The 22243-nt window shown below is 57.2% G+C and carries 19 protein-coding genes and 2 pseudogenes; 5 read left to right on the forward strand and 16 right to left on the reverse strand.

Annotated elements, in window-relative coordinates:
- Positions 1 to 44 precede the first annotated feature (44 nt).
- On the reverse strand, positions 45 to 890 hold the full coding sequence (gene nhoA / locus PI91_RS14580; RefSeq protein ID WP_039266477.1) for an N-hydroxyarylamine O-acetyltransferase: 846 nt from the start codon (positions 888 to 890) through the stop codon (positions 45 to 47).
- 108 nt (positions 891 to 998) lie between these two features.
- Here nhoA and PI91_RS14585 point away from each other — a divergent pair, with 108 nt between their 5' ends.
- Complete coding sequence (locus PI91_RS14585; protein WP_039266478.1) at positions 999 to 1571, forward strand: flavin reductase family protein; 573 nt, start codon at positions 999 to 1001, stop codon at positions 1569 to 1571.
- A 35-nt stretch (positions 1572 to 1606) separates the two neighbouring features.
- Here PI91_RS14585 and fusA read toward each other — a convergent pair whose 3' ends face one another.
- Positions 1607 to 3706, reverse strand: a complete 2100-nt coding sequence (gene fusA / locus PI91_RS14590; protein ID WP_021240221.1) for an elongation factor G — start codon at positions 3704 to 3706, stop codon at positions 1607 to 1609.
- A gap of 160 nt (positions 3707 to 3866) precedes the next feature.
- On the opposite strand from fusA, the gene PI91_RS14595 reads away from it, so the two are divergent.
- Positions 3867 to 4166, forward strand: coding sequence for a helix-turn-helix transcriptional regulator (locus PI91_RS14595; RefSeq protein WP_008501755.1), 300 nt, complete (start codon positions 3867 to 3869; stop codon positions 4164 to 4166).
- Here the strand turns inward: PI91_RS14595 and PI91_RS14600 are convergent.
- Positions 4159 to 4800, reverse strand: a complete 642-nt coding sequence (locus tag PI91_RS14600) for a helix-turn-helix domain-containing protein (protein ID WP_039266479.1) — start codon at positions 4798 to 4800, stop codon at positions 4159 to 4161. The two genes, PI91_RS14595 and PI91_RS14600, sit on opposite strands and share 8 nt — an antisense overlap.
- A 121-nt stretch (positions 4801 to 4921) precedes the next feature.
- The gene (locus tag PI91_RS14605; RefSeq protein WP_023327567.1) at positions 4922 to 6253 is read right to left on the reverse strand and encodes a 2-hydroxycarboxylate transporter family protein; all 1332 of its coding nucleotides are present in this window, start codon (positions 6251 to 6253) and stop codon (positions 4922 to 4924) included.
- 415 nt (positions 6254 to 6668) lie between these two features.
- On the opposite strand from PI91_RS14605, the gene PI91_RS14610 reads away from it, so the two are divergent.
- Positions 6669 to 8354 carry an NAD-dependent malic enzyme gene (locus PI91_RS14610; RefSeq protein WP_023292315.1) on the forward strand — a complete coding sequence of 562 codons (1686 nt, stop codon included), beginning with the start codon at positions 6669 to 6671 and terminating at the stop codon, positions 8352 to 8354.
- Positions 8355 to 8398: 44 nt separating this feature from the next.
- On the opposite strand, the gene PI91_RS14615 is transcribed toward PI91_RS14610, so the two are convergent.
- The 11 genes and pseudogenes from PI91_RS14615 to PI91_RS14670 all read right to left on the reverse strand — a co-directional run bounded on the left by PI91_RS14615 (position 8399) and on the right by PI91_RS14670 (position 18669).
- On the reverse strand, positions 8399 to 9400 hold the full coding sequence (locus PI91_RS14615; RefSeq protein ID WP_039266480.1) for a Kdo(2)-lipid IV(A) acyltransferase: 1002 nt from the start codon (positions 9398 to 9400) through the stop codon (positions 8399 to 8401).
- Between the two features lie 184 nt (positions 9401 to 9584).
- A complete protein-coding gene (gene pptA / locus PI91_RS14620) occupies positions 9585 to 9815 on the reverse strand; it encodes a tautomerase PptA (RefSeq protein ID WP_039266481.1) in 231 nt (76 codons plus the stop codon).
- Positions 9816 to 9852: 37 nt separating this feature from the next.
- On the reverse strand, positions 9853 to 10470 hold the full coding sequence (locus tag PI91_RS14625; RefSeq protein ID WP_039266482.1) for a glutathione S-transferase family protein: 618 nt from the start codon (positions 10468 to 10470) through the stop codon (positions 9853 to 9855).
- A gap of 41 nt (positions 10471 to 10511) precedes the next feature.
- Entirely contained in the window at positions 10512 to 11399 is an 888-nt protein-coding gene (locus PI91_RS14630; RefSeq protein ID WP_021240227.1) for a transporter substrate-binding domain-containing protein, read from the reverse strand.
- Between the two features lie 9 nt (positions 11400 to 11408).
- Positions 11409 to 12181: pseudogene (locus PI91_RS14635) on the reverse strand (amino acid ABC transporter ATP-binding protein).
- On the reverse strand, positions 12165 to 13091 hold the full coding sequence (locus PI91_RS14640; RefSeq protein WP_039266483.1) for an amino acid ABC transporter permease: 927 nt from the start codon (positions 13089 to 13091) through the stop codon (positions 12165 to 12167). Before PI91_RS14640 ends, PI91_RS14635 begins: the two are co-directional and overlap by 17 nt.
- Before the next feature lie 9 nt (positions 13092 to 13100).
- Complete coding sequence (locus PI91_RS14645; RefSeq protein ID WP_008501765.1) at positions 13101 to 13610, reverse strand: GNAT family N-acetyltransferase; 510 nt, start codon at positions 13608 to 13610, stop codon at positions 13101 to 13103.
- Between the two features lie 9 nt (positions 13611 to 13619).
- Positions 13620 to 15883: pseudogene (locus PI91_RS26435) on the reverse strand (NtaA/DmoA family FMN-dependent monooxygenase).
- Positions 15884 to 15899: 16 nt separating this feature from the next.
- Positions 15900 to 17021, reverse strand: a complete 1122-nt coding sequence (locus PI91_RS14660) for an amidohydrolase (RefSeq protein ID WP_039266485.1) — start codon at positions 17019 to 17021, stop codon at positions 15900 to 15902.
- Positions 17018 to 18019, reverse strand: coding sequence for an LLM class flavin-dependent oxidoreductase (locus PI91_RS14665; protein WP_008501769.1), 1002 nt, complete (start codon positions 18017 to 18019; stop codon positions 17018 to 17020). The genes PI91_RS14660 and PI91_RS14665 overlap by 4 nt, the downstream gene beginning before the upstream one ends.
- Positions 18020 to 18129: 110 nt before the next feature.
- Positions 18130 to 18669, reverse strand: a complete 540-nt coding sequence (locus PI91_RS14670; protein WP_039266486.1) for an AAA family ATPase — start codon at positions 18667 to 18669, stop codon at positions 18130 to 18132.
- Positions 18670 to 19010: 341 nt separating this feature from the next.
- Between PI91_RS14670 and PI91_RS14675 the strand changes: the two genes are divergently transcribed.
- Complete coding sequence (locus PI91_RS14675; RefSeq protein WP_039266487.1) at positions 19011 to 20546, forward strand: methyl-accepting chemotaxis protein; 1536 nt, start codon at positions 19011 to 19013, stop codon at positions 20544 to 20546.
- Here PI91_RS14675 and PI91_RS14680 read toward each other — a convergent pair.
- Positions 20543 to 20941 (reverse strand): cupin domain-containing protein, encoded by a 399-nt coding sequence (locus PI91_RS14680; RefSeq protein WP_039266488.1) that lies wholly within the window; start codon positions 20939 to 20941, stop codon positions 20543 to 20545. The genes PI91_RS14675 and PI91_RS14680 overlap by 4 nt on opposite strands.
- 108 nt (positions 20942 to 21049) lie before the next feature.
- Here PI91_RS14680 and PI91_RS14685 point away from each other — a divergent pair, with 108 nt between their 5' ends.
- Positions 21050 to 21964 carry a LysR family transcriptional regulator gene (locus PI91_RS14685; RefSeq protein ID WP_039266489.1) on the forward strand — a complete coding sequence of 305 codons (915 nt, stop codon included), beginning with the start codon at positions 21050 to 21052 and terminating at the stop codon, positions 21962 to 21964.
- The last annotated feature ends 279 nt before the right edge of the window (positions 21965 to 22243 follow it).

Below are 22243 nucleotides of genomic sequence, written 5' to 3' on the forward strand. Positions count from 1 at the left end.
CGTTCACACGCCCGTTGGCCCGGTAAGGCGTAGCCGCCACCGGGCTATTTCCCGGCCTGCGGATGCGTATCAAACCCCGCCATCACCGCCGTCAGCTCGGCCAGGGTAAAGCCGTGCTTCGGGTCATCAACGCCCAGGCCAAACCGCTCCTGCAGCAGCTTATACAGCGCCTCCGCATCCGGCAAATGGATCTGCTCCTCCACATGACCGTTCTGCCAGTGGGTAAAGTTGAAGTTGGTCAGCGTCAGCTTGCCGCCGTCCGGCAGATGGCGGCACATCAGCAGATGATGGCGGAAATGCGACTGCGGCCAGTGCGCCGACCAGAAATTCCCCATCACGTAATCGCTGAAATACTGCGTCGTCAGGTCAAAGTGGTACATCGACTGCCAGTGCTCGTGGTGGCGGAACTGCAGCACCCAGTCGTTGCCCTCGCTCAGCAGACGATACAGACCGTGCGGCGTTTCCTGCTCCTCGTTAGCGAGTAAACGAATCGGCGCCGTCAGCGTCTGGCCGCCAAACCCCACGTCCGCAATCCAGCGCTCACCGTTAAGCTCCACCAGCAGCAGGCGGTGCGTGCGCGGCGGCATTTGCAGCGGGCTCGCTAATACCACGCGTCCCAGCACGCTGCGCACCGTAAACCCGACGTCACGCAATACCCGCTCAAACAGGCCGTTTTGCTCAAAGCAGTATCCCCCACGACGGGCGGTCAGCAATTTGTCGACCAGACACTGGTCTTCGAGATGAATTTCGCGCGGCAGGACGACATCGATATTCTCAAACGGGATCGCGCAGTTGTGATGTAAATGCAGTGCGCGCAGGGTGTCTATATCAGCAGAAGCCGGTTGCTTCCAGCCGATGCGGGCGAAATAGGCGGTCAGAAAGGGGGACATATATCAGTTTCCTTTGATAGTGATGCTGTGTTTATAAACTAATTCTACGCGCTCACTTTGATTTACGTGCTTTTTCGTCATACTCATCGTTACAGATGAGGAGATCCTATGAGCCACTTTCGCCCTGTTGAATTACGTCATGCCAGCCGCCTGCTGAACCACGGCCCTACCGTACTGATTACCAGTCGTGATAAAACGATCGACAGACGTAACGTTATGGCCGCCGCATGGTCCATGCCCGTTGAGTTTGAACCGCCGCGCATCGCGATAGTCGTGGATAAAAGTACCTGGTCACGCGAGCTGATCGAACGCAGCGGGAAATTTGGCATCGTCATTCCCGGCGTGGCGGCGGCCAACTGGACTTACGCGGTGGGCAGCGTCAGCGGGCGCGACGAGGACAAATTCAACTGCTACGGGATCCCGGTCGTGAATGGCCCGGAGCTCGGCCTGCCGGTCATTGAAGAGAAATGCCTGGCGTGGATGGAATGCCGGTTATTACCCGTGACCTCCGCGGCAGAGAAATACGACACGCTGTTTGGTGAAGTGGTTTCAGCGGCAGCGGATGAGCGGGCGTTTATTGCCGGACGCTGGCAGTTTGACGGGGATAAGCTCAATACCCTGCATCATCTTGGAGCCGGGACGTTTGTGGCGAGCGGGAAGATGGTGAAGGCGCTGGATTGAGAAAACCCTCCCCCTATTGGGAGAGGGTGACCGTACTACTTCGCACGCCGTGCAATAATCTCATCCGCAACATTCCGCGGGGCTTCCGCAAAATGATGGAACTCCATCGTATACGTCGCGCGTCCCTGGGACATTGAGCGCAATGTCGTGGCATAACCAAACATCTCCGCCAGCGGCACGTCAGCGCGAATAATCTGGCTGCCGTACTGCTCTGCCATCCCCTGCACCATGCCGCGGCGGGAAGAGAGATCGCCCATGATGTTACCGGCGTACTCTTCCGGTGTTTCCACCTCCACGTGCATGATCGGCTCAAGGATCGCCGGATCCGCCCTGCGGGCGCCCTCTTTAAAGCCTAGGATCGCCGCCATGCGGAACGCCATCTCCGAGGAGTCGACGTCGTGATACGAGCCAAACGTCAGCGTCGCTTTAACATCGACGACCGGATAGCCCGCCAGCACGCCGCTGTTCATCGCTTCCCGCAGCCCTTTCTCAACGGAGGGGATATACTCGCGCGGCACCACGCCGCCCTTGGTGGCATCTTCAAATTTAAAACCACTTCCGGGCTCCAGCGGCTCCAGACTCAGGACCACATGGCCGTACTGCCCTTTACCGCCGGACTGTCGGACAAATTTGCCTTCGATGTCCTTCACCGTTTTACGCAGGGTTTCACGGTAGGTCACCTGCGGACGACCGATATTTGCCTCGACGCCAAACTCACGCTTCATGCGGTCGACGATAATCTCAAGGTGTAGCTCACCCATCCCGGAAATAATGGTCTGACCGGACTCTTCGTCAGTGTGCAGGCGGAAAGACGGATCTTCCGCCGCCAGACGCTGCAGCGCGATCCCCATTTTCTCCTGGTCGCCTTTGGTTTTCGGCTCAATCGCCAGCGAGATCACCGGGTCCGGGAACTCCATGCGTTCAAGCGTAATGACGGCGTTCGGATCGGTGAGCGTGTCGCCGGTGGTTACGTCTTTCAGCCCCACGCAGGCCGCGATATCCCCGGCGCGCAGTTCGTCCACCTCGTGGCGATCGTTGGCATGCATCAGTACGATTCGCCCGATGCGCTCTTTCTTCCCTTTCACCGGGTTATACACCGCGTCGCCTTTACGCAGCACGCCAGAGTAGACGCGGATAAAGGTTAGCTGCCCGACGTACGGATCGCTCATCAGCTTGAACGCCAGCGCCGAGAACGGCTCATCATCGCTCGGGTGACGCTCCGCGTGCTGCCCTTTTTCATCCACGCCATCGATGGCCGGCACGTCCAGCGGCGACGGCATCAGCTCGATCACCGCATCGAGCATGCGCTGCACCCCTTTGTTTTTAAACGCGCTGCCGCAGAGCATCGGCTGGATCTCGCCCGATATGGTGCGAATACGCAGCCCTTTAATAATTTCCGCTTCCGTCAGGTCGCCGGTTTCCAGGTACTTGTCCATCAGTTCATCGCTGGCTTCCGCCGCCGCAGAGACCATTTTTTCACGCCACTCTTGCGCGGTACTGACCAAATCGTCCGGCACGGGCGCATAGGTAAACACCATGCCCTGCGTCGCATCGTCCCACAGAATGGTGCGCATCTTGATCAGATCCACCACGCCGGTGAAGTGATCTTCGGCACCCACCGGGATGACAATCGGCACCGGATTGGCCTTCAGGCGTTCCTGCATCATCCGCACGACGCGGAAGAAGTCGGCACCCGGACGGTCCATTTTGTTGACGAAGGCCAGACGCGGTACGTGATATTTATTGGCCTGACGCCAGACGGTTTCCGACTGCGGCTGCACGCCGCCCACGGAGTCATACACCATCACGGCACCGTCGAGTACGCGCATGGAACGTTCCACCTCAATGGTGAAATCCACGTGCCCCGGGGTGTCGATGATGTTAATCCGGTGCGGCTCATAGCCTCTGTCCATGCCTGGCCAGAAGCAGCTAACCGCCGCGGACGTAATGGTGATCCCGCGCTCTTGCTCCTGCGCCATCCAGTCAGTGGTTGCCGCGCCATCGTGTACTTCACCCAGCTTGTGGCTCATCCCGGTATAAAACAGGATGCGCTCGGTGGTGGTAGTTTTACCGGCATCGATATGCGCGGAGATACCGATGTTGCGATAACGTTCGAGAGGGATGGGTCGGGGCATGATATTTCCTTAGTCAGTATGACGTATTTGTGACGACCAGGATGGTCGTGCATTCGTTCGTTTGCTATAATAGTCCCATTGTACGAGTATTATCGAACTATTTTTTAAGGGTTGACCTATTGTTGATATAGCTCAATCTGACGCCATACGCAGGAAAACGATGATCCCTAACCACCCTGAAACTGAACAAATACTGCTGGAAAATGTGCTCTTTGCCCTCGGCAACCCGCTCCGGCTATCGATTATTCGCCGGCTCGCCGACGGCAGCGAACTGAGCTGTAACGCGCTGCGCCCGGAGGACGTGGTGAAGTCCACGATGACCCATCACTGGCGCGTATTGCGCGACAGCGGGGTCATCTGGCAGCGTCCGCAGGGACGCGAAAACATGATTTCATTGCGACGAGACGATCTGGATACCCGTTTTCCAGGGTTGATGGCGATACTGCTGCAGGTTAAGTAATTTCAGTCCCTTCCAGGCGATAGACCGGGACCTGCCGGGTTGTTTTGGTAAGCGTATCGAACACCTCGGCGTTGGACGTCACTATCCGCATCCCTGTTTTGCGTAACCGTTGTACATCAGCCGCGAAGCGCTGAATGCCAAACCAGAAAAGCCCGTCGAGCGCGGTTACAGACAGCCCGTTGTCCAGCGCCAGTTTGAGGCGTTCCTTTGGCGCTTTCACCTGCTGGGCAATTTGTCGGTAAGACGCTTCCGTCGCGCCCGTGGCGTCACTGCGCTGGATCCGCGTCTTCAGGTGATAGGTAAACTCGTCAGGTATGCCGTCCAGATCCCGTTTAAGGCTGTAGACGCAGCCAAAGCGCTTGCCATTGAAAAGAACATTTTTCTGACTGAGCTGAAGCTCTTTCCTGACGGCATCAATCAACTGGGGCGCACGGGTGAGAAGCAACCTGAAGGGCAGCTCGAAGCTGGTGACGTAATCCACATTAAGCAACGCGAGGCGCAGCCGCTCCTCTGCACCGGCCTTTTGCTCACGACACTCCTCCAGAACTTCTGCCCACTGGCGCGTCAGGCGCTCCGGTTCGGCAGCTTCGGTCAGGAGATATTTTTCAATCTGATAATCAACTCTTCCGGTCATCGTGTGGTATCCCGTCGCTGTGGCTGCGGTAATTCTATACAGCGCGGTGAGTTTTATAAAGGACTGAACCGCAGCCACACGCTGTAAATGTCGTTGCGATTCAGTATCCTGACGATTCGAATCAGTGCGCCATAATCCAGCCCATCAGCAGCGTGGCGAAAATCACCGTTGAGGCACCGCCAATACGCGTCGCGATCTGCGCGAATGGCATGAGCGACATGCGGTTGGAGGCGGACAGAATGGCCACATCTCCCGTACCGCCCAGCCCACTGTGGCAGCAGGTCACAATCGCCGCTTCCACGGGATACATATTCAGACGCGACGCAATCACGTAGCCGCTCAGCGCCATCGCAATCACCACCGATCCGCATACCACTACATAGCCCACCGAGAAGACCGACACCACGCTTTCGAGCGGCACGTATAGCATCCCGAGGCCGATCATCAGCGGCCAGACCAGCGCAGCCGAAACGAATTTATAGCAGCTGTGCGCCCCCTGCTCCATTGAGGCCGGGATCACCCTGAAGTATTTACACAGGACGGCAATCAGGATCATCAGCACCGGGCCGGGAATATGGACCAGTTTTTCAAACAAGCCTCCGACGATGAAAAACGCGCACACCATCAGCAATCCGCCGCCCATCAGATGAAAATCCGTCTGCTGAGCGCCAGGCGCCCCGGCGAACAGGCTGGCGTCGTCTTTACTCCGCGTGAGCATGCCGTTTCCTGAAAGCGCAGGACGTTTCGTCCCGAGACGCGCCAGCGAGCCGGCACAAATAATGGCGAAGATATTTCCGACGACCGCAGCGGGAGCCAGCTGCGCCACGTAGACGTCCGGCGTCTGCCCCAGGATTGCCGAATAGGCCAGAGACAGGGGCAAAATCCCCTCGCCAATTCCGCCGCCAATGATAGGGACAATGATAAAGAAGAAGGTGTGGTAAGGCGTATACCCAAACAGCGTTCCCACAATAAGCCCGCTCAGCACGGCCATCAGTGTTCCCGCCACCAGCGGAACAAACATGCGCATCATGCCCTGGATCAGCAGCACCCGGTTCATCCCCAGGATGCTGCCGACCACCAGGCAGGCGATGACGAAATAGAGCAGATTCGCCTCCTTCATCAGCAGATGCACCGTATCAAGGGTTTGTTTCCCGAATGCGCCAAAATAGACCAGCACGGAAGGCACCATCAGACACAGGATCGCCGGGCCGCCGATGTCCTTCAGCACGGGGATTTGACGGCCCACTTTGGCAAACGCAAAACCAAGGGTCATGATGACCGCCAGTCCGCCTATCATATTTTTCGGCAGCAGCCCTGCCCAGGCGGACGTCGCCACAATCGCGGCAATCCCGACGAACAGCATCAGCGGAACCGCGCCCACCTCGGTCGTGTTAAGCCCAAAAGCAAAACGCGAGGTCGACAGCGCGGAAGTCGGTACAGGATTATCTTTCATATAATCACCTGAAATTTGTGTTCGGATATACAGAGAAAGGAATAAGCGGAAAACTATTCCTGATTCGAATAAATGTTCTTAAATAGAAAATAATGACTTTGGTGGCCTTTTCTCAAAAACAGGCTCAGCGTGAAATTAACATGGGCTTTCGAAGAGAAATGTGAACACAACAGCCCTTTCCTTTTAAATAATTTAATTCATTATTATGTAACTAAAGTTATTCATGGCATTCAGTGCAATTCTTTTGAAATTAATAAAACCAGAAATAATGTGACCCTTATCACTCCTGCTACGTTAGCTAAGCGCTAAATTAGCTCCCCAACAAAACACAGAAAACTCCGTGTCTTTATCATCCTTAAAGTCACTGTTTCTGCTCGTCTTATTTCTGTTTCGTTTAAATATTCAGGAGTTAACCATGTCTCGTAAAGACGTTCTGTACACGCCTTATAATGGCGCCGTACTGCTGGAAAATCCGTTATTAAATAAAGGCCTCGCCTTTATTAAGGAAGAACGGGATAATTTTAATCTGCATGGATTATTGCCGCATAACGTTGAAACCATTGAAGAGCAAACGGAGCGTGCCTGGGTGCAGTTCTGCCATTTTAAAAGCGACATTTCCCGCCATGTTTATTTGCGCAATATTCAGGACACCAATGAAACCCTCTTTTACAACCTCCTGCGTTCGCATCTGAAAGAGACGTTACCGATTATCTATACCCCGACGGTGGGTGAAGCCTGCGAGCATTTCTCCACGATTTATCGCCGCGCGCGCGGCTTGTTTATTTCATGGCCTAACCGCCACCGCATTGATGAGATGCTGCAAAGTTTCTCGCGCAACGACGTTCGTGTGATTGTGGTAACGGACGGAGAACGCATTTTAGGCCTCGGCGACCAGGGTATCGGCGGTATGGGCATTCCGATTGGCAAGCTGTCGCTGTATACCGCCTGCGGAGGGATCCATCCGGCCTCCACCCTGCCGATTATGCTGGATGTCGGCACCAATAATCAGCAACACCTCGACGACCCAATGTACATGGGCTGGCGTCACCCGCGCATCAGCGACGACCAGTACGCTGAGTTTATGGATATGTTTATCAGCACGGTTAAGGCGCGCTGGCCCAACGTTCTCCTGCAGTTTGAAGACTTTGCGCAGAAAAACGCCACCCGACTTCTGCAGCGCTACCGCGACCAGCTGTGCTGCTTCAATGATGATATTCAGGGCACGGCAGCCGTCACCGCCGGGACGCTGATCGCGGCGGCGCACGCGGCGGGGACGCGCATTCGCGATCAGCGCGTGGTGTTCCTGGGCAGCGGCTCTGCCGGATGCGGGATTGCTGAAAAAATTGTCGCGCTGATGGTCGATGACGGCCTGAGCGAGTCGGAAGCCCGCAGCCGGATCTTTATGGTCGATCGCTTCGGCCTGCTGACCGACGATATGACCAACCTGCTCGATTTCCAGAAAAACCTGCTCACCGCGCGCGACGCCGTTAGTCGCTGGCAGGTAGACTCGCAAAATATTTCCCTGCTGGACGTGGTGAAGAACGCACATCCCACGGTGATGATCGGCGTTTCAGGCCAGCCGGGGCTGTTCAGCGAAGAGATCGTCAAAGAGATGCATCGCCACTGTCCGCGCCCGATTATCATGCCGCTCTCGAACCCGACGTCACGGGCGGAAGCCCAGCCGCAGGACCTTATCGCCTGGACCCAGGGTGCCGCGCTGGTGGCCACCGGCAGCCCGTTCGCCCCGGTATTCTGGGAGAATGCGCACTATGAGATTGCCCAGTGCAACAACGCCTATATCTTCCCGGGCCTGGGGCTTGGCGTGCTGGCCTGTAACGCGCGCCGGGTGACGGAAGAGATGCTGATGGCAGCAAGCCGCAGCCTGGCCGCGCAGTCTCCGCTCGTGACCACGGAAAGAGGAGGATTACTGCCGCCGGTAGATCAGATTGAAACGGTCTCACGCCAGATTGCCGTTGCCGTCGCCCGGGCCGCCATTGAACAAGGCGTGGCGCCAGCGTTAGATGATGAAACCCTGATGGCGCGTATCGAGAAAACCTGGTGGCAGGCGGACTATGCACCGTACCGCCGATCCGCACTGTAGCGCCGGTCATGCCCTCACCGCAGGGTGAGGGCATCGCTGTGGTGTCAGTGCTGTACACCTGAGCGGTCAGAAAAATCGCTGGCGGAGAGACTATCACCCCGAGTTGCCGCCTGTTTCAGACGGGCATACCGGTCAGGTACCCCTTCAGGACGGGTTTTGAAGCGACGGTGCAGCCACATATACTGCTCTGGGGCCATGCGTACGGCCTGCTCAATTGCCCTGTTCATCTGCGTCGCCACGGCTTCTTTATCGCCGCCCTGCAGCGCCTCGCTGATATCCTCCAGAATAATCAGCTCGTAACCGGTGCCATCCGCCCTGCGGCGCGGCACAAAGGGGATAACGGCAGGGTTAGCGCTTTTGACCAGCATATAGCTGCCCGCCGTCGTCGCGGCATCCGGCACCGCAAAGAACGGCACAAACACGCTGTTGGTTTTGCCATAGTCGTGATCCGGGGCGTACCACAAAATTTCATTCTGCTTCAGCGCGCGGATCATGCCCTTTAAATCATGGCGATCGAGCATGGTTTTGTTGGCGCGCAGGCGCCCGCGCGTCTGAAGCCAGTCCAGCAGAGCATTGTTATTAGGACGATAGACCCCGATACCGGGGTTAAGCATGCCAAATATCCGCGCGCCCAGCTCAAGGGTCAGAAAATGTATCCCTACCAGCACCACGCCTTTTCCCTGCGCCCTCGCCTTTTCCATGTGTTCATAACCCTGCACGGTAAAGCATTTCTTTACCCGCCACGCAGGCCAGAACCATGCCATTCCGGTTTCGATTACCCCCATTCCTACCGATTCAAAATTACGCTGTAGCAATGACTCGCGTTCATCCTTTTTCATCTCCGGAAAACAAAGCTCCAGGTTGCGGCGGGCAATCTCGACGCGGCGAGGCAGTAAGCGCATCGCCAGTCGACCCAGGCCATGACCGATTCTGAACAGAAGCGGATAAGGGAGCAGCATGATGAGCCACAGAGCCGCAATGCCGGCCCAGCTTAGCCAGTAACGGGGATGAAGAAAGGCGAATGAAAAACGGGGTAATTTTGTCATCAGAAAATTATCCTTTAACGTGTCTGTCCTTAATTGATTCTGTTGGAAATCTTTCCTAAGGATGAATAATATGCCAGTCAGAAACGTTAAGTGTAGCGGATAAGACAAAACGCATTTTTATCGATTTTTGCGAAAAACGGGAAGACGAGCCGGGAAGGATTTATCCGCTCCCCGGCAGAAGATCTTACATCGAATACCCGGGCTTCTTAATAAGCTCCTCCAGCTTCGGTCCAATTTCGGTATCCCAGACCTGAGCCTTCCAGTCTTCAGGCGCGATCTGCTTCAACGCCACCGACACGGAACTGTCTTTGCTGTTGAAATGGCGAATAATCACGTCGGCAATATCTGCCGCCAGGGCAGCTTTTTGTTCGTCGTTTAAATCACGGGGAAAATATTTAATATCTACGTGTGGCATGTGCAGGCTTCCGGTTGTGAATGTGGGTTCCACGTTATCAGATAATTTTGTTTGCCTTTAACACCTTGTGCAGTTCCGGTCGCTGGCATACGGCGTCCGCAATCGCCGTGAATTTAGGGGTGTTCCCGGCAAACCAGTCGTGACGGGGCCCCCAGGTGCGCGCGACCGCAATATACACATCCAGCAGCGTCAGCCTTTCCCCCAGCGCAAACGGGGCACCCTTAAGCTGGCTTTCGAACCACAAATAGAGGGATTTCCGGTATTCGATGCAGTTTTTCTGCAGCTGTTCCGGCGCATCCGGCACCCAGCGTTCGGGATAGTCTGCATAGGTAAACGTGGGATAGACGTTGGCCACAAACCAGATGAGCAAACGCTGAAACTGCTGACGCTCTGCCTGCCCCACGGGTGGAGCAAGATCGGGACACCGGTCGAGCACCATCAGGGCAATCGCCGCTGTTTCGGTCATGATGGCGCCATTTTCCAGCTCCAGCGTCGGCACCTGGCACAGCGGATTGAGCTTGTGCAGCAATTCACGCTGCGGACCGGGCTGGTCAAACCCGTCCACGTTGATGAATTGATAAGGGATATCAGCCAGGGTCAGCATCACCTCACTGATTGCCGAGCCCCAGCCGGGTACGCCATAAAGTTTAATCATGTTGCCCCCTCAGGAGTGAAAATCCTAAGTGTAGAGCACCATTAGTAGGTTATCCCAGGCGGGTTGACCTCCGATTGCGCCACCGCTTCACCCTGCTCGCCCCAGCGCGCCAGCACCTTCTGGTACTCTCCGCGCTCAATCGCACCGTTCAGCGCGGCCTGCAGGGCATAAACCAGTTGATTGCCTTTTTTGGTCGTGGTGGCGACATAAGCTTTCTTCGGCCCTAAACCGACCACGCGGGTTTTGCCGGTGAGCGCCGCTTTCCAGGATGAAACCGACTGGGGGCCAAAGAACACATCCGCCCTGCCGGACTGGATATAGAGATTGCCCGAGGCATCGTCGTGAAGATAGACCGGCAGCGCAGGCGCCCGCCCCGCCTTTTTATTTTCTTCGTTCCAGCCCAGCAGGATGCGCTCCTGATTAGTACCCGAGCCGACAATCACCTTTTTCCCGGCCAGATCTTCCGCGCTTTTGATTGACTGAATCTCGCTGGTGGATTTCACCGAAAATGCCAGCGAATCGACGCGGTAGGTCGCAAAATCAAACTTCTCTTTACGCTGTTCGGTCACCGCAATGTTCACCAGCGCCACGTCGTAGCGCCCGGAAGCGATCCCCAGCGGCCAGTCTTCCCACGCCGTCGGCACCAGCTTTAGCTTCAGCCCCAGGCTGCCCGCCAGCAGGCGGGCAATATCCGGGTCGCTGCCGATCCGCGTGCGGTTATCGCTGGCCAGCAGCGCCAGCGGCGGGGAGTTCAGCATCGAGACGGCGACCGTCAGCGTACCTGGCTCAACGAATTTATACCCGGCGGGGATCTTCGCCACGGCCTGCCGATCCACCGTCACCGGCAGCGGCTGCTCGTTGGCTTTCAGATCGATGCTGGCGTGGCTCGCCGTCGTGAAGACCAGCCCCGCCAGAAGTCCATATTTCATTGGCACTCCTTACAAGACTTTGGAGAGGAACTGGCGCGTTCGCGCATGTGACGGACGGTTTAATACCTCGTCACTGCTGCCCTGCTCGACGATTTTTCCGTCGACCATAAACACCACCTGATCCGCCACTTCACGGGCAAAGCCGATCTCGTGGGTCACTACCACCAGAGTGGTACCGGACCGGGCCAGTTTTTTGATCACGTCCAGCACTTCCCCTACCAGCTCCGGGTCCAGCGCCGAGGTGGGTTCATCAAACAGCATCACGCGGGACGTAACGCCAGCGCGCGGGCAATGGCAATGCGCTGCTGCTGGCCGCCGGAGAGATGGCGGGACCAGGCGTCGGCTTTATCCCGCAGCCCGACCACGTCCAGCAGGCTGTACGCGGTTTCCACCGCCTCTTTTTTGCTGAGCTTTTTATGCGCGATGGGCGCCTCAATCAGGTTTTCCAGCACCGTGAGATGGGGAAAGAGATTAAAGTTCTGGAACACATAGCCCACGTTGACGCGCTGTTTGAGGATCTCTTTCTCCTTAAGCTCGTAGAGCTTGTCGCCCTGACGACGGTAGCCAATGTAGTCCCCGTCGATCTGAATAAAGCCTTCGTCGACGCGCTCCAGGTGGTTTATGGTGCGCAGCAGCGTCGATTTTCCCGACCCGGACGGCCCGAGAATGACCGTCACGGACCCGGGCGGGATCTCAAGCGACACGTTGTCGAGCGCCTTATGGCGTCCAAAATATTTGCTGACGCCGGTAATCGAGATATGTCCTTCAGGAGAGGCTTGCATGGATAGGCTCCTGTGCTGGCGTGGTGGTGACGGAACGGGTACGACGGGCGGCACGGTTCTGATTAACCGCAGAGCGGCGTTCACTTCGGGCGAGTGCGCGTTCAACACCGTACTGGATAGCGGACAGGACGGTGGTGATCGCCAGGTACCAGACGGCACCGACCATCAGCAGCGGGATCACCTCCTGCGTGCGGTTGTAGATCATCTGAATGGTATAGAACAGCTCCGGCATCGCCAGGACGTAGACCATCGCCGTGCCCTTGGCGAGGCTGATGATTTCATTGAACCCCGACGGCAGGATTGTGCGCAGCGCCTGAGGCAAAATGATGCGCACCGTGCGGCGCCAGGCCGGCAGGCCGAGCGCGGCGGCGGCCTCATACTGCCCGTGATCGACTCCGAGGAAACCACCGCGAATGATCTCGGCGGTATAGGCGCTCTGCACCAGCGTTAGCCCCACCACGGCGGTAGAGAACTGCCCCAGCACGTTGATGGTTTCAAAACTGCCCCAGGTGATGCTGGTAAACGGCACGCCGAGCGAGAGCGTGTCGTAGAGATAGGAAAAGTTGTACAGGATAATCAGCACGACGATCAGCGGCAGCGACCGAAACAGCCAGATGTACGCCCACGCCAGGCTGCTCAGCAGCCAGGATGACGAGAGTCTCGCCAGCGCCAGCATGCCGCCAAACACCACGCTCAGCGCGGTGCCGATCAGCGTCAGCAGCAGGGTCTGCCCGACGCCTTCGAGGATCACCGGGTCGAAGAACCAGCGGGCGAACACCGCCCACTCCCAGCGCGGGTTAAAGGCTACGGACTGAATCACGACCGCCAGGACAAACAGCGCCACCGCGGCGCCGACGGCCCGCAGCGGATAACGCGCCGGGACCACCTTAATGGTTTCAACGTTGCTCATCGTCGTTCCTCATGCGGTTTTACTGAACGCTTCACGTACCAGCGTTTTGGTGAAACGCAGCCGACCGTCAAACGGCGGCTGGCTATACTCTTCCGGATCGCGGTTCAGATCGAACTGCGGCTGATAGCCCTGGCTGAGATAGAGCCTGACCGCTTCCGGCTGACGAAAACCGGTTGTCAGGTAGATCTGACTGTACCCTGCCAGCACCGCCCTGCGCTCAAGCTCCTGCACCACGCGCCCGGCAAGCCCCTGCTGACGCAGGGTTTTGTCCGTCCAGATACGTTTGATTTCCGCGGTGCGTTCGTCGAACGGTTTGTACGCGCCGGTGGCGATAATCTTCCCGTCGCGCTCCAGGACGATAAACAGCCCCTGCGGCGCTAAATACCACTCGGTGAGCTCCACTTCCGCGTCTTTGGAAAAGTAGTCCCCGTAGCGGGCCGCATACTCCCCGAACAGCCCCTCGATAATGGGCTGAAGTTCGGCGTCTTCCGGTGAAACATCACGAAATCGTTCGCTCATTACGCCTCCTTAATCGCCCAGGCCAGCCGGGTTCACTTCGGACTGCGGAATGCGCTCAACCCCTTCACCCCAGCGGTTCAGCACTTTGTCGTAATCGCCGTTTTTGATGACGCCGTTCAGCGCGGTCTGTACCGGCTCAACCAGCCCGCTGCCTTTTTTCAGCGTCACCGCAATGTGCGCCGCCTTCGGCCAGCCGCCGTCGACGCTGCCCACCAGTTTGGTTTTCCCGTTCAGCGCCGCTTTCCAGGCGCCAATCACGTTCGGGCCAAAGTAGGCATCCGCGCGCCCGGACTGCAGCGCCAGGGTTTGGGCCGCATCGTCTTTGGTGTAGATCGGGGTAAAGGGCTTCAGTCCCTTATTCAGGTTTTCGGCATTCCACGCCAGCAGGATGGCCTCCTGGTTGGTGCCGGAGCCCACGATAATCCGCAGCCCGGCGATGTCCTCCGCTTTCTGAAGCGATTTGATCGGGCTGGTCGATTTCACGTAGAAACCGAGGGAATCCTTACGGTAGGTGGCAAAATCAAACTTCTGTTTGCGCTCTTTAGTGACGGTGATGTTGCTGATGGCGGCATCGTATTTCCCGGACGCGACGCCCAGCGGCCAGTCTTCCCAGGAGGTGGGCACCACGTTCAGCTCCAGCCCAAGGCTGTCGGCGACCAGACGCGCGACGTCAACTTCGCTTCCCAGCAGCGTTTTGTTGTCGTCGGAGAAGACCGTCAGCGGCGGCTGATTGAGTCCCGCCACCGCCACGGTAAATTTCCCCGGCACGGCAAAGCGATAGTCTTTCGGCAGCTGCGCCACTGCCTCGCTATTTTTCGCGGTGTTAATCGGCGTTTTATTGGCCTCGATGCTCACGCCGGTGCCGTTAATATTGACGTTCTCTGCCCAGACGGCAGGGGTAAAGGCCAGCGCAAGCGCCAGAACAAGCGATGATTTCTGCATAGCGGGGTTCTCTTTTATTGTTGTGTGTACTGGTTTTTCGGTTGATCTAAGCCAAGGCTTTCGCGCAGCGTGGTGCCCGGGTAGTCGGTACGGAACAGGCCGCGAGACTGCAGAATCGGTACCACCTGGTCAACAAAGCGCGGGAAGGTGTCCGGCGTACCGCCCTGAATGATGAAGCCGTCTGCGGCATAACCTTCAAACCAGGCCTGAAGACCGTCAGCCACCTCCTCCGGGGTGCCGGAAAAGCGCGGGCGCGGCGAAGCGGCCTCAAGCGCCACCTGACGCAGGGTTAAGCTGCGTTCGCGGGCGTTACGCTTGATTTCATCCGTGGTGCTGCGGAAGCTGTTTTTGCCTAAGTCGCCGATATCCGGGAACGGCTCGTCGAGCGGATACTGGCTGAAATCGTGATGTTCGAAATAACGCCCGAGGTAATTGAGGGCGTCATTAATCGACACCAGCGCCGCCGTGGTCTGGTACTGGTGTTCCACGTCATCGGCATCTTTCCCCACAATCACGCTAACGCCCTGGAAAATATGGAGATCCGACGCGCGGCGGCCGTTTGTTTCCAGCTGCTGTTTTACGTCCTGATAAAAGGCTTTTGCCTCGTCGAAGGTCTCGTGGTGGGTAAAAATGGCGTCGGCATGTTTCGCCGCCAGCTTTTTCCCGTCGTCCGACGCCCCGGCCTGAAAGACAATTGGTCGCCCCTGCGGCGTGCGGCCAATATTCAGCGGACCGGCGACCTGGAAGAAGTCACCGTGGTGATCGAGCGTATGCAGTTTCGCCGGGTCAAAAAACTGGCCGCTCTCTTTGTTGCGGATAAACGCGTCCCCTTCCCAGGAATCCCACAGCCCTTTCACCACGTCGAGATACTCATCGGCAATCCGGTAGCGCAGCGCATGCTCGGGGTGTTTTTCGCGGGAAAAGTTCTTCGCCGACCCCTCCAGCGGTGAGGTCACCACGTTCCAGCCCGCGCGGCCATTGCTCAGGTGATCGAGGCTGGCGAACTGGCGCGCCGTGGTAAAGGGTTCGCTGTAGGAGGTGGATAAGGTTCCCACCAGGCCCAGGCGCGAGGTGATACTGGCCAGTGCGGAAAGCACGGTTAACGGTTCAAACCGATTCAGAAAATGGGGGATCGATTTCTCGTTGATATAGAGACCATCGGCCACGAAGAGGAAATCGAGCTTCCCTTCCTCAGCTTTTAACGCCGTCGCTTTCACAAAGTCGAAATTAATACTGGCGTCGGCAATCGCCGCAGGATGGCGCCAGGCGGACATATTCCCGGATGCACCATGCAGAATGGTGCCCAGCCGCAGTTGTCGGGTTGCAGACATCTTTACCTCTCCTGAATTAAACGTGTTGCAGGGCTTTTTCCGCAAGCTGTGCAAAATAGCGGGCGGCGGGCTCAATCAGTGCTTCATCCGGGTTAAAGGCCGGGTGATGTAAACCAAACGGACTGTTGCTGCCAATGCTGACAAACGCGCCGGGAACAGACTGCAAATAGACCGCAAAATCTTCCCCGCCCATATGCAGTTCCGCGTGACGGGTTTCATAACCGGCCTCACGCGCGACCGAGGTGGCGAAGTCGGCCCAGCGTTCGTCATTCACCAGCGCGGTAGGCCCGGCATACCAGGTGATATCAATCTGCGCGCTGAAGGCGCTGGCAAACCCGGCGGCAATTTCACCCACGCGGGCTTTCACATTCTGCTGTACTTCCGTGCGATGGGTACGCAGCGTGCCTTCCAGCTCGACGCTTTCCGGCAGCACGTTCCAGGTGTTACCGCCCGAGATGCGGGTCACGCTCAGCACCACCGAATCCAGCGTGTTGACGTTGCGGCTGGCGACGCTTTGCAGCGCCGTTACCAGCTGGCTTGCCAGCACGATGGCGTCGTTGCCTTCATGAGGACGTGCGGCGTGCGCGCCCTTACCGGTAATGCGGATCACGAAGCGGTCGACGTTGGCGTAGAACGGCCCGCCGCGTGTGGCGAACTCACCAACCGGCAGGCCAGGCTCGTTGTGCATACCGAAAATCGCGCTGACATCGCGCAGCGCACCGGCCCGCACCATGCTCTTCGCACCGCCAAAGTTCTCCTCGGCAGGCTGAAACAGGATACGCACCCGGCCGTTAAGCGAGGCCTCCCGCTCTTTCAGCTTTAACGCGGCGCCGAGGATGACGCTGGTGTGGATATCGTGTCCGCAGGCGTGCATCACCCCGGCATGCTGTGAGCTAAACGGTACGCCGCTGCGCTCCTCGATCGGCAGCGCGTCAATGTCGGCGCGCAGCGCAACCAGCCTGCTGCCCGTCCCGATTTCCGCCACCAGCCCGGTCGACAGGTCGTAAGGCTGCGGGGCGATCCCGGCCTTCGTCAGCCACTGGCGCAGGCGCGCGGTGGTTTCGACCTCCTGGCCGGACAGCTCCGGGTTCTGGTGCAGTTCGCGGCGCCAGGCAATCAGTTGTTCGCCAAAACTCATACGGTGACCTCCTTGTTAAGACGCGCCCCGGCAAGCAGGCGCAGCGACGCGACGCGCGTAGCCCCCTCCGCCACCGGCGTGTCGATGATAAATTCGTCAATGCCCCACTGCTGGTGCAGCGCGTTGAGCTGTTCCACTACCGACTCAGCGGTACCCGCCAGCAGCGACTGCGCCCGGCGTGCAATGCGCACCGGCTCACTACCCGCCTGGCGCGCAAACGCGTAGGCCTGCTCTTCGCTGGCCACGGTGACACGCTGCCCGTTTGCCAGCTCAACGCCCCACACTTCGACCTTCTGCGCCAGCGCGTCTGCCTCGGCCTGCGTCGGCGCGACAATCGCCTGCACCGCCACTATCACGTCCCGCGCGCTGTTCTCACGCCAGGTCGATACCACCTCGCGCAGCAGGTCCGGGTCACCGTTCAGGTGTGCGGCAAACACAAAGTGCCAGTCGAGCCTGGCGGCCAGCAGCGCGCTTTCGGTACTCGCGCCCAGCAGGAAACCCTCAGCAGGCAACGGCGGCAGCGGCGTGGCGCGGACGGCCTCTTCAATAGCGTGATGCTCAGGACGGATCCAGCGGTCGAGCTGGGCCAGCTGTTCGGCAAAGCTGCCCTTTTCCTGTTGATTCAGGCCCTGCTGCAGCGCGCGGGTTGAGAGCGGTAATCCGCCGGGGGCTTTCCCGACGCCGAGATCGACGCGGCCAGGCGCCAGCGCGGCCAGCACGTTGAAGTTCTCGGCCACTTTATAGGGGCTGTAGTGCTGAAGCATTACGCCGCCAGACCCGACGCGAATGCGCGTGGTTTGCCCGAGGATCCAGGCAATCAGCAGCTCCGGCGAAGGGCTGGCAAGCTGTGGGGTGTTGTGGTGTTCGGCAATCCAGAAGCGGTGATAGCCCAGATTTTCTGCCTGCTGCGCCAGCGCCAGGGTACGCGCCAGTGCATCGGCAGCCGTTTCGTTTTCAGCGATGGGGCTTTTATCCAGAATGCTGATTCGCCATGACATGTTGCGTTCTCGTTTGACTTAACATGTCGACATTATTAAAGGCGCATTTCACCACTGAGAAACAATTAATTTACATTTAGTTTGCCGGAAAACAGATATATAAAACCCTGCTAAGAATAAGACTTTAAGGAGGCAATCAGCGTTTCCACCTGCTCCCGACGGGTAATGCGGACGAAGCGAATATGGCTATATTGCGGGTTTTGCAGGTCGGCTTCATAGCGCGTACGGTTATTACGCCAGGTTTTGATCGTCCAGATGATAATGGATTCTCTGCTGAAGAACGCGCGCCGGAAACTCTCTTTGTTTCCCGTTCCCGGCCAAAGCTCGTGTTTATGCCAGGCCCGTTTTATTGCTCGGGTGACGGCCTGCCAGAGGGTGCGGGTAAACCCATAATCCACCCACACCACCACATCGACATCGCGCCATTTCAGCGGTCGCGTGCGGTTGTAGTTACCGTCGAGCACCCAGTCTGACGAAGCCTGTAGCGCCTGCGCCAGCTTTGCCTGAAACTCGTCGTCCGGCGTTCCCTGCCAGTCAGAGCGCCAGTAGAGTCTGTCCATCTCGATACAGGGAATAGACAGCGCGGTCGCAATCTGCTTCGCCAGCGTGCTTTTTCCGCTCCCGCTGGTACCGATGACGTTAATTTTCACCTCAACCTCCCTGTATTTACGAAAATGTGACCAAATGATAGCGTTTTCATCCTGTTAATGAAACGCTATTTCAGCATGACAATTTTTCCAGAGAGACGATCTCCCTCTTGCAGTTTGGCTTATGTCATTTATTTAAGCCGATTCAAAATAACACCCACTAAAATATTTTCAATTTTATTACATTCGACAACATTAACAGATTAAAAATAATGAATGCCGGGTATTTCGGAGAGTCTCAATTTCAGCGAGAATATATCCAGGCTGTTATTAAAATAATCATACTTATCTTGCCGGAGCGCTTTCCGGATTTTTTATTCTTGCACAACATCATGGAGTTACTCATGAGGCGTAACACCCCCGTTACACAAAACGAGTATTTGCTTAACGCCGGTTCGACGTTAATGTCCACTACCGATATAAAAAGTCATATTACCTATGCTAACTCCGCTTTTATAGAAGCCAGCGGATATAAAGAAGAGCATCTTCTGGGGGAGCCGCATAACCTCATCCGCCATCCCGACATGCCTGCCGAAGCGTTTGGCGACATGTGGTTTACCCTCCAGCAGGGCGAGACCTGGACAGGTCTGGTGAAGAACCGTCGTCATAATGGCGATCACTACTGGGTGCGGGCCAACGTGACGCCGGTCTGGCAGGGGGAATCCCTGACCGGCTATATTTCGGTGCGCAATATCCCCTCACGGGAAGAGATCGCGGCCAGTGAAAAACTGTATGCAAAAGTACGTAATAATGAATTAAAACAGTACCGTTTTTATAAAGGACTGTTCGTTCGGCGCGGTATATTTTCCTTTTTGTCGCTCTTTAAATGTCTCAGTACCGGAAAACGAATTCAGCTTGGTATTACTGCGACGGCGTTACTTTCCTGCCTGGCGATGTATTTATTCCGCGATCGTCTCGTTCAGGCCGCCACTCTGGTGCTGCTTTTTTCTGCGCTGTCCTGTTATCTCCATGCGCAGATCGCCCGGCCGGTAAAATCCATTGTTCAACAGATGCAGCGCGTGGTTTCAGGACGTAAAACGGACTATTACCATTTTGACAGAATCGATGATATCGGGCTGATGATGCGCCTGGTGAATCAGTCTGGTTTAAACCTGAACTCGCTGGTTGATGATGTCGGGGCGCAAATCAGCGGTATTGGCACCATCAGCCAGCAGGTCGCGAAAGAAGGCGCGGCGCTGCAGGCGCGTTCTGAAGAAACCGCCGATTTCTTGCAGCAAACCGCATCTGCGGTGGAAGAGATCGCCAGCGCCGTGAAGCAGACGGCCGAAACCGCGAACGAGGCGATTCAGATGGCGGATCGCACCCGCGACAGCGCCCACTGCGGTGAAGCGATGATGAAAGAGACCATCGGTATGATGCAGTCCGTTTCGCAGGATAACGGCCAGATCGTCGATATTATCAGCGTTATCGATCGTATTGCCTTCCAGACCAATATTCTTGCGCTGAATGCCGCCGTGGAAGCGGCGCGCGCGGGTGAAGCCGGCCGCGGCTTTGCCGTGGTCGCAGCTGAGGTGCGCAATCTTGCGCAGCACTCCGCGACGGCGGCGAAAGAGATCAAAGCGCTGATCGAGAAAAACGTTGCCAGCGTCAACGCTGGCGTGGAGAAGGTGGTACAAACCGAATCACAGCTGACGGTTATGATCGACAACGTGCTGCGGGTCTCCTCCCTGATTAAGGAGATTGGCCTCGCCACGCAGGAGCAAACCCAGGTGCTGACGCTCATCAACGCCTCCCTCTCCCGTATCGGCGCAATGACCCAGAGCAATACGGGGATGGTGGATAACGTCACTCACGCCGCGAATCACCTGACGCAGCGGACGACGCGCCTGCAGCAGGCGATTGCCGTTTTTGGCGGTTAGCCGTTCGGGTACTCCTCGTCGATCACTTTTTCCAGCCATGTTACCGGGCTGCCGTTTACCGCTTCGGCGATGGCAAGATGCGTCATCGCCGTTTGCGCACTTGCGCCGTGCCAGTGCTTCACGCCGGGTGGGATCCAGGCGATATCGCCCTGATTCAGGATTTCCGCCTCTTCGCCCCACGCCTGTAACCAGCCGCGCCCCTGCGTCACAATCAGCGTTTGTCCCAGGGGATGCGTATGCCAGGCCGTGCGCGCGCCCGGCTCAAAGGTTACGGTTGCCCCGCCGACGCTGGCAGGTTCGCTTGCCTGAAAGGGCGCGTCAATGCGAACAGCCCCGGTGAACCAGGCTTCCGGTCCTCGTACTGAAGGTAATGAACCGCTGCGGATAATTTTCATCTTATGCTCCTCGTTGACTGTTGCGTTAACAGTAGCGCAAAGCACTCCGCAGCATTAGGGTGCATAATCAGATAGGACACATGACTGAAACTCATAAATAGAACCGCGATGCTAAAAGATAATTTCAACGATCTGCTCTCCTTTATGGTGGTGGCCCGCGAGCGCAGCTTTACGCGCGCAGCGGCGCAGCTGGGCGTCTCGCAATCGGCACTGAGCCATGCGATGCGCAAGCTTGAAGCACGATTAGACGTTCGCCTGTTAACCCGCACAACCCGCAGCGTGGTTCCGACACCCGCGGGTGAGCAGCTTTTTTCGCGCCTCAGCCCGCATCTGCTGGAGATCGAACAGGAACTCACGGCGCTTCGCAGCACCCGCGGCAAACCCGCAGGCGCTATCCGCATCGTCGCCGGCGAGCACGCGATGGACGCCGTGCTCTGGCCTGTACTGAAGGCTTTTATGCTGCAATATCCTGACATTAACGTCGAAGTGACGGTCGACAATGGCCTGACAGATATCGTCGATGGCCGCTTCGACGCGGGGGTTCGCCTGGGTGAACAGGTGGCAAAAGACATGATTGCGGTGCGGATTGCGCCGGACATGCGCATGGCGGTCGTCGGCTCCCCGGATTACCTGGCTCGTTTTGGCGTGCCGCTCGTGCCGGAGCAGCTGGGTGAACACCGCTGTATCAATCTCCGCCTGCCCACCCGAGGGGGATTGTATGACTGGGAATTTGAGCGCGACGGGCGCGAGCTTCGCGTGCGGGTTGACGGACAGCTTACGCTGAATAACCTGTCGCAGCGCATCGACGCCGCGGAGAATGGTCTCGGATTAGCCTACGTGCCCGAGTCCTCGGTTCTGGACGCTCTGAATCAGGGACGGCTGGTCAGGGTCCTTGAATCGTGGTGCCCCACGTTTGAAGGATACCACCTCTATTATCCGAGCCGTCGGCAGCACACAACCGCGTTCAGGTTACTTCTCGATGCCCTGCAGCAGCAAAAATTTATACCATCTGGTAATAATTAAGAGAATCTGATGATTAAATAATCAACCCCGCCATTGTTTTGACTAAAAACTCATCACGTTTCAGCGTGTTGTGATCCCCGTCTGCTCTGACCACACGATTTCCTTCGACGTGCATCACTTTCGGCACGGTTATATTTTGCGTCGCTTATGAATTGCAGGTAGGATGCCTCGCCATGTTTCGCCTTATCCATACGCAGAATGACTGGGAAGGCGACATGTGTTTGCGCAGAAGCAATCGTTTGTATTGCGCTCTGCCAGGCAGGACTATCACGATAATGG

The organism is Enterobacter sp. FB (genome assembly GCF_000805795.1).
Lineage (GTDB): Bacteria > Pseudomonadota > Gammaproteobacteria > Enterobacterales > Enterobacteriaceae > Enterobacter > Enterobacter roggenkampii.